At 43.4% G+C, this 13,286-nt stretch carries 9 protein-coding genes; all 9 read right to left on the bottom strand.

The features are described 5' to 3' along the window. Window positions 1–68: 68 nt before the first annotated feature. The 9 genes from H6G26_RS00715 to H6G26_RS00675 all read right to left on the bottom strand — a co-directional run bounded on the left by H6G26_RS00715 (window position 69) and on the right by H6G26_RS00675 (window position 13,129). Entirely contained in the window at window positions 69–1,004 is a 936-nt protein-coding gene (locus tag H6G26_RS00715) for a M23 family metallopeptidase (protein ID WP_190727430.1), read from the bottom strand. Between the two features lie 665 nt (window positions 1,005–1,669). Then, the gene (locus H6G26_RS00710; RefSeq protein ID WP_190727541.1) at window positions 1,670–2,362 is read right to left on the bottom strand and encodes a DevA family ABC transporter ATP-binding protein; all 693 of its coding nucleotides are present in this window, start codon (window positions 2,360–2,362) and stop codon (window positions 1,670–1,672) included. Between the two features lie 168 nt (window positions 2,363–2,530). Then, complete coding sequence (devC, locus tag H6G26_RS00705; protein WP_190727429.1) at window positions 2,531–3,703, bottom strand: ABC transporter permease DevC; 1,173 nt, start codon at window positions 3,701–3,703, stop codon at window positions 2,531–2,533. A gap of 105 nt (window positions 3,704–3,808) precedes the next feature. Continuing rightward, a complete protein-coding gene (locus H6G26_RS00700) occupies window positions 3,809–5,026 on the bottom strand; it encodes an ABC exporter membrane fusion protein (RefSeq protein ID WP_190727428.1) in 1,218 nt (405 codons plus the stop codon). A gap of 761 nt (window positions 5,027–5,787) precedes the next feature. Next, window positions 5,788–7,029, bottom strand: a complete 1,242-nt coding sequence (locus H6G26_RS00695; protein ID WP_190727427.1) for a pentapeptide repeat-containing protein — start codon at window positions 7,027–7,029, stop codon at window positions 5,788–5,790. Between the two features lie 318 nt (window positions 7,030–7,347). Then, window positions 7,348–9,312 (bottom strand): response regulator, encoded by a 1,965-nt coding sequence (locus tag H6G26_RS00690; RefSeq protein ID WP_190727426.1) that lies wholly within the window; start codon window positions 9,310–9,312, stop codon window positions 7,348–7,350. Next, window positions 9,312–9,788, bottom strand: coding sequence for a response regulator (locus H6G26_RS00685; protein WP_190727425.1), 477 nt, complete (start codon window positions 9,786–9,788; stop codon window positions 9,312–9,314). Before H6G26_RS00685 ends, H6G26_RS00690 begins: the two co-directional genes overlap by 1 nt. Next, on the bottom strand, window positions 9,775–12,885 hold the full coding sequence (locus H6G26_RS00680) for a PAS domain S-box protein (protein WP_190727424.1): 3,111 nt from the start codon (window positions 12,883–12,885) through the stop codon (window positions 9,775–9,777). The genes H6G26_RS00685 and H6G26_RS00680 overlap by 14 nt, the downstream gene beginning before the upstream one ends. Window positions 12,886–12,889: 4 nt before the next feature. Beyond that, complete coding sequence (locus tag H6G26_RS00675) at window positions 12,890–13,129, bottom strand: transcriptional regulator (protein ID WP_190727423.1); 240 nt, start codon at window positions 13,127–13,129, stop codon at window positions 12,890–12,892. Window positions 13,130–13,286: the final 157 nt, after the last annotated feature.

Here is a 13,286-nt window from a genome sequence, read left to right as displayed (position 1 = left end):
CAAATTTATTCTGCCTAAGTATCAGCAAAAAAAACATAAATTATGCACAGACGAGATCAATGCCTCTACTAGTTAACGGCCTTGGTTCGCCAAGGTGTTGGATCAACAGATTGTCCGTTTACATATAGACCCCAGTGTAAATGTGGCCCCGTGGAAGCACCTGTTGAACCTACTGCGCCAATTAGTTGACCAGCTTTCACAAAATCACCTTCTTTAACGTTAATACGACTCAGGTGCATGAAAATACTGGTTACTCCTTGACCGTGGTCAATGCCAACTACGTTACCGTGTACCCTAAACCCTTGGGACACCCTACCTACCAAAGCAATTCGCCCAGAGCCCGGGGCAATTACCGGTGAACCGGCTGCACCAGCGTAGTCAAGACCACGATGATAGTAGTCCTTTGCAAATGTACCATTATAGTAGCGACGTACACCATAGGTTGTACTCATTCGTCCTGTATTTGGCTTTAAGAATACTCCATTCCAATATTTTTTTGGTGTTTGCAATGCCTTGAAAGCTGCCACACGCTTAAGTTCATGCTCTGTGGCGCCCACTCCGGCTTTGCCGGGTGGTAAAGTAATGCGTTGTACAGGGAACTTGCGATTAAGTACATTCACTGCCAAGTTTTGTACTTGACCATCCCCTGTAACCCGAAGTGTTCTAGTTCCAGCTTTTTCTAGTGGAGTTGTAGGAATCAAAGCTCGATATTGATTAGGAGCAATTTCAAAGGCTGGGTATGTATTATTACCACTAGCTACTGTTGGATTTGTACTATTATCGGGATTATCTCGATTAATCTGCACCGAGAGTGTATCCCCTAATTTAGGATTAGTTGGAGTCACCTTTACTTGTAAAGCATCTACAGGCAATGCGAAGGTGATAGGAAGAATAGCAAATATTCCCTTTAACACATTTATTGCACGTCGATTAGCTGTCAAACTTTTGACATCAAAACCGAGCAACTTCTTGTTTGAACTACTAGCGCTATTGTCAATAATCATAGAGCTACAAAAATTCCTTGCTTGTATTGGAAAATAGACTAGCTTATTTCTACTAGTGTTTCTAGCTCGCAATAGATGTTGTTGAAAACCATAAACGTTGGGAAATCCTCTAGAGGCTTATAGATAAGCACAGGCATAGGGGGTAGGAAACAAGGAGAAATGATTTATAACTGTAATTTAGTGAATTGGGATTAATTTTAATAGCCTACATTGGCAATGATCTTAAAATTTAACTAGATTGATCACAAAAACGCTCTTGTGGCCTGCCATAGGTATCATTTGTCAGGCAACAAAAGAAACTCTAAAGGTTATAGCCATTACATAATAGTACTTGAAGGAAATCTTGGAAGCAACTGGACAGTTGTTCAACTGAACACTCAACTACACCGTTAAGTTAAAGTTGGTGTAAGGAAATCACCGAGTCTGTTGCCTTGGAGGGAAGAGGGAACTTTAATCTGCACAACTAGGGCGGGCGAGATGCCTGCCATACAATAATTTTTATTGATATATGGCGTGAAATTATAAAAAAGCATCGGGAAAACCCACTCTTTTTTTTAAAAATGGGATGAGAAACACCCCAACGCCGTTGACGGTTAACGGTTAACAGTCAAAAGCCTTTCGTGTTATCTCATCCCCTAAAAGGGGATGGGATGAACTTAACAACTTTAAGTTGATAGTTTTACTTTTGACTTGAGTTTGCCATCTTCCATGTGAACAATGCGATCGGCAATGTGTAGGATGCGATTATCATGAGTAACCATCAAAATGGTACAGGCTTGCTCTTTTGCGAGTTTTTGCATGAGATTAACTATATCTCGTCCCGATTGACTGTCAAGGGCGGCGGTAGGTTCATCCGCTAAGATTATTTGAGGATGACTAACTAAAGCACGAGCGATCGCTACTCTTTGTTTTTGTCCGCCAGACAGTTCATCAGGATAGTAATGCAAATGATTTCCTAATCCTACCTGTTCTAGCATTTGGGCTGACCTAGCTAGCATTTTTTTTAACCCAAGATTTTTGTGCAATTCCAAAGCCATTTTGACGTTTTGGAGTGTCGTCAAACTACTATGTAAGTTATGTGCTTGGAAAATATAACCGTTACGTCGTCGCGCTTGCACTAGTTGTTCAGCACTAGCACCACAAAGTTCTTGTCCCAACACCCGCAAACTACCAGATTGGGCAGAACGCAACCCACCCACTAAGGTTAGCAAGGTTGTCTTTCCAGAACCAGAGGGCCCAGTCATGATAATAATTTCACCTGCGTTAATTTCTAAGTTGATGTTAGATAAAACTTGCTTACGGAGTGAAGCGTGACCAAAATACTGGTCGAGATTCTGGATGGAGATGACGGGAAGCATAACAATTTTAGATTGGGGATTGGGGATGGAGGATGGGGCATTAGGCAAGAGGACTTGGGGACAAGGAGACAAGGGGACAAAGGGAAAGACTTGTTTCAAGTTCTCACCTCTTGTCCCCTTGTCTCCCCTGCTACCGATGCCCCATGCCCTATGACCCATGCCCATTTTTTAGAACATATCAGCGGGATCGGCGGCTTGGAGTTTGCGGGTGGCGATCGCACCGGAAATTGTACACATAATGATAGTCAGCACCAGTACTTGCAATGCTCGAATCGCAGTCATATACATAGGCAAATTTGTCGCACTGCGAGTCAGTTGGTAAAGTGCTAAAGACACTCCCAATCCGGGGAAGAAACCCAGCGCTGCTAATATCAACGATTCTTCAAGCACCACACCTAGCAGGTAGTAATTGCGATATCCCATTGCTTTGAAGGTCGCATATTCTCGAACATGGGCATTAACATCGGTGGAAAGGACTTGATAGACGATAATCACGCCCACCACAAAGCCCATTGAGACACCCAGGCTGAAAATAAATCCAATTGGAGAATTTGTTCTCCAAAAGTTGTTCTCAAATTCAATAAATTCGGCATGGGTTAAAACTTTGACATCATCTTTCAGGTAGGCTTTCAATGTTACTGCCACCTTTTTCGGGTCATAGCCTGGTTTTACCTTAATCAAACCTAGACTAACACTGCTGGACTGTCGCCCAGAAAATAGCCGCAAAAAGTTTTGATCGCTGGTAATCAGATTGCCATCAGCGCCAAAGGAAGCCCCAACTTGGAATAAGCCACTAATGGTAATTGTACGCCGTTCTATTTCGGTGGTTAGGGTTTTACCTTGATCAATTTGAGCGATCGCTTTTTCATAATCTCCTCTAGCACCACGATCAAACAAGGCAGCACCTGGCAGCTTGATTGTCTGCAATTGCTGGTTAACATCGGGTAAGTCAAAGGCTGGCTTATCTGGATTGAACCCGATAACTAGAACCCCTGTCTCACGGTGTGTTTGGGGATTTTTCCAGATTGTGTTGTTGAAATACATTGGTTCTGCCGACTTCACCCCTGGTATATCCATTGCTTGGTAAAGTCGCCGCCGAGAAAATGTAGACAAGCTTGGCAAGTTACGAGCTTGGGGACTGGTTAAAACAATGTCTGCTTGCAAACTGCGATGCAGTCTAGTGTTACTGTCATACAGCGCAGTCTGAAAGCCCAGTTGCATGAACATGAGAAGATCCGCAAAGGCAATGCCTGACAATGCCACTAAAAGACGGCTTTTTTCATGATTCAGTTGCAGCCATCCGAGAGGAGTTCGCCGTTGTAGTTTTTTAATCAATCCCATTATCAGGAGTGGGGAGTAGGGAGTGAGGGGCAGGGGGCAGGGGGCAGGGGGCAGGGGGCAGGGGGCAGGGGAGATGGAGAATAACTTAAACCAATGTCCAATTCCCTATTTCCTATTCCCTATTCCCAATTCAATTACTGCCTTAACTTGCATATTGGTTAAGGTGGCGGCTTTTCGGCTGGAGGCTTCATCGAGTCGGATATGGACTTCCACTACTCTGTTATCGATATTGTTTGCAGGATCTGTGTTAATGACATTTTGCCGCCGCACCTGTAAGCCTTTGCGATCTACGATTCCCTGTAATTCAATCGAGAGGGAATCACCAAATACTTGTGCTTGCTGCCCTAAATGCACTTTACCGATATCGCTTTCGTAAACTTCGGCTATCACATACATCTGGTTGGTTTGTCCGATATCAGCGATACCATCATTTGATACTAATTCGCCAGGATGGGTATGGATCTCGAATATCTGTCCATTTTGAGGCGATCGCACTTCGGCCTGTTTTAGATTGACTTTTGCCAAATTCATGGCTGCTACGGCCCGATTGACTTCTGCTTGGGCAGCTTCTACATCCACTCCGCGCACTTCGGCAATTTCATCAAGTTTTGCTGTGGCTTCTTTTACCTGTTGCTGGCTAGTTGATTGGGTACGATTTAACTGTGCTTGTGCTTCTTGCAGGTTTTTTTGAGCGGTTTCCAAGTTTAAACTCTTGCTATCCTGTTGGGAAGCGGAAATTGCGCCCTGTTGATATAGTTGCTGATAGCGTTCGTCTTCTGCTTGGGCGTTACGCACTTCGGCTTGAAATCGTTCAACTGTTGCTACTTGGGCATTAATATTGCCTTGGCGTTCTGCTTCTAAGCGAGCGATCGCAGCTTTTTGGGCGGCAATTTCACCGCGTTTAGCACCTGCTTGGGTGCGGTTTAGGTTTGCCTGGGCTACTTTTACTTGTTCTTGCGCCTCATCTAATTCTGCTTGCAAGCGATCGCGGCTATTCAAAATCGCAATCACCTGTCCTGCTTTTACCTTATCCCCCTCCTTCATTAACAACTTTTCTACCCGACTTCCTTCCGCAGACACCGCAGCAGAAAGTTTAATTACCTTTCCCTGTGGTTCAATCCGCCCTAAAGCTGTTACCGTTTTTAACTGTGGTAATTGTGTTGCTGGCACTTGTGCCTCTGGATTGGCATAATTTTGCCAGCGTTTTACTATATAAAAACTTATTCCGCCAACCAATAAAGATGCAATTATACCTATAGCAACGGATGGACGCAGAATAAGCTTAGGGAACGTTCTGTACCCTAGCTTTGAGTTTCGCACCATAGATTACCTCTTAACTAGCGGCGCAGAAAAAACTAAATAGTTATTGTTAATTTTTTGATTCAGAGTTCATAAAAAATTGAAATTGTTGATACAGCAGTTTGCTTTTTAAGTGAATTACAAAATGCTGGACTCACGCATCATACATAAAGAGTTTGTACCTCCTGCCTCAAAGAAGAGGCAGAGGGGAAGGGGGCAGGGAGCGGGGGGAGCAAGCCCTTCCCCTCTGCGACAAGCGTTGCGAAACATGGGTATGAATCCCCGTCCTTCTAGGACGCTTGGCTGGGGCGGAGTACTACAATCTCCGTCTCAGCCTCCCCCCCTGCTCCCTGCTCCCTGCTCCCCTGCCTCTTTTGAAAACCGGGAGTTTTATACTTCATGCAGATGAGAACTGCTGTAATTTACCAACTTACTGCGATTTAGCCGACTAAAATAATAACAAACCATTCTCCAATATTAAGAGATTTATGTTCCTAACGAACTACTTTTGTTTTTTTAAAGTACTCAGATATAGTAAACGGGTTCAAAGATGTGGGTTGTAACAGTGCCAACAATTAGAGACAAATCAATCAGAAAAATATTTTTTTATGAAATACTAATAAATTACAATTCTTAAAAGATGTCTTTCAATTTGGTATTTATATAATTTTTAGTGATATATTTAACTCTTAAAATTTCTTTTCTTGAAGCGTCTAAACAAACAAAACCCGCCTGTGCGGGTTATTATAACAAGGGTCTTAATTTGACTGAAACTGAGCTTTTTATTACTTCCAGTGTTTGGGTATTTTAAAGTTTTCTGGTAAAATTGTTGTGCGATCGCCAATTGCCTGTTCAATCTGCTGTAATTCAAAGTTTTCACATCCGCTGAAGTTTGCTCTAGAGAGGTTAGCTTCTTGGAAGTTAGCATCTTGCAGGTTAGCTGTACTGAGTAATACAGCTTCTAAGTTGGCTCCAGCAAGTTTTGCGTTTTGCAAGTTACTACCAATCAGGTTTGCATCTTGAAGATTGCTATCCTCAAAGTTTGCTCCTTCCAAATTGGCATCACAAAGGATTGCTCCTTCCAAGTTTGCACCACAAAGGATTGCTCCTTCTAATTTGGCATCACAAAGGATTGCCCCTTCCAAACTAGCATCATAAAGGATTGCCTGCGAGAGGTTCGCTTTTCTGAGGACTACGCCTTGAAGATTGGCTTCTGGGAGGATTGCTTTGGAGAGGTTGGCTTCATAGAAGATTGATCCACAAAGATAGGTTATTGATAAGTCTGCCTCCGAGAGATTTGCTCGTGTAAAATTGATCCATTGCAAGTTAGATCCTGTAAGGATTGCTTTTGAGAGGTTGGCTTCCGTTAAGTCTGCATTACTGAGGTCTGTATTGCGTAAATCTAGTTTCTGATTTACCGGATCTTTATGTGAATCGCGTCGTCCAATGACAGTTAAGGCTGTTTGAATATCTGTAGGAAGTTTTGATGACTCCTGTAAATCGTCCTCATATTTATGACTGACTGGGGCATTCTCGCGGATAAACGCAGCGAGAATTTCCATAATTGTCCAATGGTCTTTGTGAGAATCCTTGGCAATTCTTTCTAAAGCATAAATTGCGGCAAACCGTGTTTCAATCTTTTCATTCCCTAACTGTTCAATTGCTTTAGAAAAACGTTCTGGAACAATTTCTTCTATAGTTTGTTGGGTGTTATTAACGCCAGTTTTGATATTGTTGTCCCAACCTAGCGCCCCAAAAAGAAGTTTGGTTAATGCACTCTGATTGTCACCAAAAGAGAGTCTGGAAGTATAGTAAGCATTAATTATTAATGCTAATCCTCCAATCATTATGGCAATAGTTGTTAATGCTTGATTAATATATTCTATTTTTTCTTGATTTGGAAATTCTTGAATATTTTCAAAGAATGAGAAAATTAGAGTTAATGTGAAAATAAATATAATTGAGACAAATACCAACAAAGTCGTGAATCCATTTGTCTTTATGAGAGATATGTCATAAGTCTTCATATCTGGCTCCTTTCAGAAGTAAATTTAGGTTGATTTTAAGAGTATCTATAGCGTTATGATAGAGTACAAACACGTAACTACTTGATAGCTCCTTAAATCTATTTCATAGAAATTATCTATAAAATTTTTGATAACTTGATTTTTCAAAGATTTCAAATATTCTCTAAATTGCGGTGGTTAGTGGTAGAGACACAGCATTGTTATGCTTACAGGGAAGCTATTCCAGGCAATTGAAACGTTTGTATTATCTGTGAAGAATAGTTTAAAATCTGTAACACTAACGAGGTTTATCTAATTATTCAGGTTGATCACGAACACCTAAGTAGATTGGACTAAATTAGAAATCGCCATGAGCAATTCGTCTGGTGCTACAGGTTTAACGATGTATTGTTGAAATCCTGCTTTTAGCGCTTGTTGCTGATTTATTTCACCTGCATAAGCAGTCAGAGCGATCGCTGGAATTTGTTTTTCCCCTATTTCTGCTTCTAGAGTCCGCACCTGTTTTATCAGCATATAGCCGTTCATTTCTGGCATTCCGATATCGCTGAGTAAGATATCTGGCTTTGACTGTGTTAGCGCTTGTAATGCTTCATCTCCTGATGCTGCTGTGGTGACGATCGCTCCAAATTCCTCCAGCACAAAGCTGAAAAAGTCGCGGGTATCAGCATTGTCATCTACAATCAAAACTTGTAAACCCATCAGGGGAGAAGAAGCAAAAGCGGCTGTTGAGGAATCAGAATTCGTATCATCCTTAATTGTTGCACTTTCCTTGAGCAGAGGTAACCTAACTGTGAAGCTAGCTCCTTTGTCCTCGCCAAGACTTTCAGCACAAATCGTTCCACCGTGCATTTCGACCAAGTGACGAGCGATCGCTAAACCTAATCCTAGCCCACCAAACTTTCTAGTTGTTGTACCGTCACCTTGACGAAAATAGTCAAACACATGAGGTAGAAAATCAGGGTGAATACCTTTGCCTGTATCGCTGACGGTAATCTGCACTTGAGCGTCGATACACTCCAATCGCACATTTACTTTTCCCCCAACCTCTGTAAACTTGACAGCATTTGATAACAGGTTCCAGAAGACTTGCTGTAAACGGGCTGAATCACCCAAAACTTTCCCTATCGGATCAAGCGCCATCTCAATCTGAATGGTTTTTGCCTCTGCTGCTAAACGCACTGTTTCCATTGCGGCTTCAATGGTGAATGCCAAATTGACTGGCATCATGTTGAGGTTGAGTTTGCCCTGGAGGATGCGAGAAACATCTAGTAAATCTTCAATTAGTTCAGCTTGTAACTTGGCATTGCGCTCAATAGTTTGAAGGGCTTTTTTAAGTGATATTTCATCAAATTTACGGCTCTGCAACAGTTTTGCCCAGCCGATTATCGGATTCAGTGGCGATCGCAATTCATGAGAAAGTACTGCTAGAAACTCATCTTTGATTCGGTTAGCAGCCTCTGCTTCTGCCCTAGCTCTTTGCTCAAGTTGCAAAAGGCGATCGCGTTCTGATTCGGTGCGCTTGCGATCGGTGATATCAGTTAACATAGCGATCGCGCCCAAGAAATCGTTTTGTTCATTCAAAATCGCTCTAGCAGAAATCAGCGTCCAAATGTAGGAACCATCCTTGCAGCGCAATCGAGCTTCTTTAAGATCGCTACCTTCTTGCTTGTGCCACTCCAGTTTCTCTTGGACTGCTACCCCATCAACCTGATCTATAAAATAAAACATAGAACGACCAAGCATTTCTTCTGCCGGATAGCCCAACATCTCACAGAGGCGTTGATTCACAAACTCTGTTCGTGATTGAGAGTCAATCATCCAGATTCCCTCATAAGAGGTATCAACAATTCTGCGATACTTGGCTTCACTCTTCTGTAACGACTCTTCTGCTTGCTGGCGCTTCCGGCGCTCCTTGGCTTCCCGCAATGCCCGTTGCACTGAGGGAACTAACCGCCCTAGTCCTTGTTTTAATACATAATCGGTTGCGCCATTTTTCAAGGCTTCGATCGCTAATTCTTCACCCAGCGCGGCAGAAACAAAGATAAAAGGAACCTGTGGACAGTAATTTCGGGCAATTTCTAAAGCCGAAATTCCATCAAAAGATGGCAGCGCATAATCGGCAAGAATTAAATCGAAAGTCTCTGCTTCCAAAGCAGTCAGGAAATCAGCGCCAGTTTCAACTCGTATTAGTTTGCAATTAATTCCGCCTTCAGTTAACGTCGCTTGGGCAAGCTCTGCATCTAACAAACTATCTTCTAAAAGCAGGAAACGGAGTAGATTCATTAGTTCCTCTCCTGTTGACGATGAGGTGCTGGAGGTAGAGCGCCAAGGGGTGGCTGATTAATAACTGCCCAAAAAAGTCCCACACCCTTGATAGCATCGGCAAACTCATGGTAATCAAGAGGCTTGACAACATAAGCATTAACGCCTAACTCATAGCATCGAACTAAGTCTGGCTCCTCACGAGAAGAAGTTAGCACTACCACTGGAATCACTCGCATTATTGGGTCAGATTTGAGTTCTGCCAACACTTCTAATCCATCGATTTTAGGTAGTTTTAAATCGAGTAGCACCACAACTGGATGCCCTTCCATCCGCAACCGGAACAGCCCGCGGCGATAGAGATAATCTAGTGCTTCCTCTCCATCACGCAGTACCACCACTTCGTTGGCAAGATGATTTTCCGACAACGCTGCCAATATTAATTCTGCATCGTTGGCACTGTCTTCAATCAGCAGAATTCGCTTAAGTTCTTTCATTGCCCTCCTTCTTCGACAACTTAGGTAGTGAAAAATAGAAGGTGGCTCCACTGTCAACTACAGACTCTGCCCAGACTCGACCATTATGCCGATGAATAATGCGTTGCACGTTTGCCAATCCAACACCAGTGCCTTCAAATTTTGGGTCGCTATGCAGGCGTTGAAATACTCCGAATAGCTTGTGAACATATTGCATATTAAAGCCTACGCCGTTATCTTGTACAAAAAAGACAACTTCGTTTTCATTGTCAATACTGCCAACAGTAATTTCTGTTGGGTTTCGTGTCTGCGTATATTTTACGGCATTGTCTATGAGGTTGCGAAGGACGAGCCGCAGCATGGAGGGGTCAGCTTGCACTTCTGGCAGTGACTCTATGTGCCAATTGATTGTGCGTCCTGGGATTTGGATTTGCAAATCGCGTTTTATTTCTTCGACTAGTTGCTCCATATTAATGTTGATGTAGCGCATTTCGGTGCGCCCCATACGAGAAAATGTGAGCAACTCATCTATTAGTATTCCTGCCTGTTTGCTAGTTTCTGCAATTATTCTTAAATAACGCTGACTTGTTTCATCTAATGTACTTGTTGAGCTATGCCGCTTTTGAAGTAATTCTATAAATCCGGCGATGTGGCGAAGGGGCGATCGCAAGTCGTGAGAGACTGAATAGGAGAAGGATTCGAGTTCTTTGTTGGCGGCTTCGAGTTGGGCTGTGCGCTCTTTAATTCGTTGCTCTAGCATTTCGTTGAGTTGTTGCAGGGCGGCTTCGGCAACTTTGCGATCATGAATATCGGTGGCGACACCCACCCACTTGATAATCTGTCCGGCTGCATCTCGAAATGGCAAACCCCGTACAAGATGCCAACGATAGTTACCATCAGAAACTCGACGGAAGCGAATTTCTGCTTCGTAGTTTGTAGCGTTAGCAACAGCCTGCATCGAAGTTTTAAAAACGCGATCGCAGTCATTAGGGTGAATGATATCAATCCAGCCATACCCAGCCGTTTGCTCCATTGTCAGTCCACTGTAATCAAACCAGTATTGATTGCAATAAGTAATACCACTATGGCTATCGCCCATCCAAATAGCCTGGGGCGAAACTTCTGTTAAAATTCGGTATCGCTCCTCGCTATCACGTAGCGTTTCTTGTGCCAGATTGCGATCGTGGATATCAACACAGGAGCCGATATAGCCGAGAAATTCTCCTGTTGGTGCAAACCGAGGCACACCAGTATCGAAAAGCCAACGATATTCGCCATCATTGCGTCTGAGGCGATATTCCATTTTGAAATTTTGTCGGGCATCAAAGGCATTGGTGTATGTATTTAAGCAACGCTGAAAATCGTCGGGATGAACACCTTCAGCCCACCCATTGCCCATTTCTTGCTCTAGAGTCCGCCCGGTAAAAGCTAGCCAGGGTTTATTAAAGTAGTTACAAAGTTTGTCAGTGCCAGACATCCAGACTAGTACAGGAGCGGTGTCTGCAAGGTGGCGAAAGCGGGCTTCACTTTCACATAATGCTGCTTTTGCCTGCTGCTGTTCGCTGATGTCAGTGATTAACGCCGCATACCCTTCAACAGTTCCCTGTTGATTAAACTGGGGAACACAAATAGCATTAATGTAGCGTGTGCCAGCATCTTTATAAGGAACTTGACTTTCATAAGTGACCTGCTCTCCTGCAAGTACTCGTTCCACGTATGGACGAACTACTTCATAGGCGGGTTCACCCATAACATCCCAAAGATGCTTTCCATAAACCTCTGCCGTCGAATGCCCAAACCATTCTTGATATGCTCGGTTATTGAAGCGGTAGCGTTGTTCTGAATCTACAAAAGAAATCAGAACTGGCAGCGTATCTGTAATTAAGCGAAGTTCCGTTTCTCGTTGCCGCAGTGCCTCCTCCATCTGCTTGCGGTTGGTGATATCGCGCCAGCAATTGATTGCACCGATAATTTGACCTTGGAAATCCCGAACTGGTACTACATTAGCGCTGGCTGTAATTCGGGTTCCATCAGGACGTTCAATGATGCATTCTTCATCGCGAATTGTTTCACCGTAGCGCGTAGCACGGTATAAAGGCAGTTGTTCTGCGGTAGGACGCGTTACACCATCAGCTAAGAACACACCGTAGGACTGAACGTAATCGCCAGAAGTCATACCAACCAGGGATTCACTAGGTCTACCCAAAAGCTCTTGTGCGAGTTTGCTATTAGCGATGATTCGGAAATCAGGGGGACCGCCAGCGATCGTAATTCCCTCTGGAACGTATTCTAAGAGCATTTGCAGGATGCTCTGGGAAACTTCTGCTTGTTTGCGATCGCGTAGCGCAGCTTGCTGTTCACGTAGCGCAGCTTGTCGTTCGCTCAAGTCAAGAACAAAACCAATGATTGTTTTATCTCCCTGCTTGACAAAGCCAATTAAGACGGAAACTTGAGAGCCATCTTTGCGGATGTATTCTTGCTCAAAGGGCTTACAACTCCCAGTAATTCTAAGTTCTTCAATTGCTCGCTCACTCACCTCAATGTATTCGGGTGGAGTAATCTCGCCCCAGCGAATTCGACCAGAGCGCAAATCCTCGCTTGTATAATTGAGCATTTGCAGAAAGGCATCATTGGCTTCAATGATTAAGCCGTTGAGATCAGCTACAATTACCCCAATAATATTGGACTCTGTTAAGCGACCAAATCTTGCCTCGCTTTCGCGTAGTGACTTCAGACTTGCCTCAGCTTTCCGTTGAGCTATGCGCCGTGATTCATTAAGCGAACTAATTAACCCTGCTGCCAGGATGAAGACTACCAGAGGTACTAAACTTAGATTTGTAATGTTATGGGAATAGAGTGGGTTAAAAAAGAAGTAGTTAATTGCCAAAGTAGACAAAACGGTAGCAAGTAACCCGGGGCCCAAGCCACCGTACCAGGCACTCACCATTACCGCAACATAAAACAGCGCCGCAGGAGTTGGCGTCAGATATGCTTTGAGCAGCAGAGTTGCCCCCAGTGCTAAGGCAAAGGATAGCAAAGCAATACCATAATGCAGCAGTTGCTCTCTACTGCCAGTAAAAATCTTTTTAGGTTCCGATGCCCTCACTTTATGAGCCATAACCCTACTCTGCTTCTGGAAAATACTCGTTTAGCAGCCTTTTGCCGGGTTCACCCATCTGCCATAACATTTCTTTTATTAGTTTTAGCGCTATCCGTGAAGGCACTGTATGCCTATTCTGCCAACGTTTAACTGTTTTTAATGAAACCTCTAATTTAGTAGCAAACTGTTTCTGAAAAAGATTGAGTTGCTGCCGAAGCTCCCAAATTAAATCTAAAATCTCCAGCTGCTTTCTAACAGACATCTCCTTTTTCTATCCCTATAGCAATGACTAGGATAAAACAGGTGTTTTATTGTTTATCTCCTGCTTAGGGAATATTTCTCAGGTTATACCAGTAAGCTGGGTTTCTCTGCCTCTCTTCCTCTTATTGACAGTGTGACAAGAAAGCAAATAAGTCTTC

Origin of the sequence: Nostoc sp. FACHB-888 (genome assembly GCF_014696655.1) — a bacterium.
Taxonomy (GTDB): domain Bacteria; phylum Cyanobacteriota; class Cyanobacteriia; order Cyanobacteriales; family Nostocaceae; genus Nostoc.
Note: the sequence above shows the minus strand (reverse complement) of the source record. Positions and strands in the feature narration are given on the sequence as shown.

Excerpts from the sequence above, each read along its gene's own strand:
- H6G26_RS00715 (WP_190727430.1), bottom strand. The coding sequence starts at position 1,004 with ATGATTATTGACAATAGCGCTAGTAGTTCAAACAAGAAGTTGCTCGGT.
- H6G26_RS00710 (WP_190727541.1), bottom strand. The coding sequence starts at position 2,362 with ATGCTTCCCGTCATCTCCATCCAGAATCTCGACCAGTATTTTGGTCAC.
- devC (WP_190727429.1), bottom strand. The coding sequence starts at position 3,703 with ATGGGATTGATTAAAAAACTACAACGGCGAACTCCTCTCGGATGGCTG.
- H6G26_RS00700 (WP_190727428.1), bottom strand. The coding sequence starts at position 5,026 with ATGGTGCGAAACTCAAAGCTAGGGTACAGAACGTTCCCTAAGCTTATT.
- H6G26_RS00695 (WP_190727427.1), bottom strand. The coding sequence starts at position 7,029 with ATGAAGACTTATGACATATCTCTCATAAAGACAAATGGATTCACGACT.
- H6G26_RS00690 (WP_190727426.1), bottom strand. The coding sequence starts at position 9,312 with ATGAATCTACTCCGTTTCCTGCTTTTAGAAGATAGTTTGTTAGATGCA.
- H6G26_RS00685 (WP_190727425.1), bottom strand. The coding sequence starts at position 9,788 with ATGAAAGAACTTAAGCGAATTCTGCTGATTGAAGACAGTGCCAACGAT.
- H6G26_RS00680 (WP_190727424.1), bottom strand. The coding sequence starts at position 12,885 with ATGGCTCATAAAGTGAGGGCATCGGAACCTAAAAAGATTTTTACTGGC.
- H6G26_RS00675 (WP_190727423.1), bottom strand. The coding sequence starts at position 13,129 with ATGTCTGTTAGAAAGCAGCTGGAGATTTTAGATTTAATTTGGGAGCTT.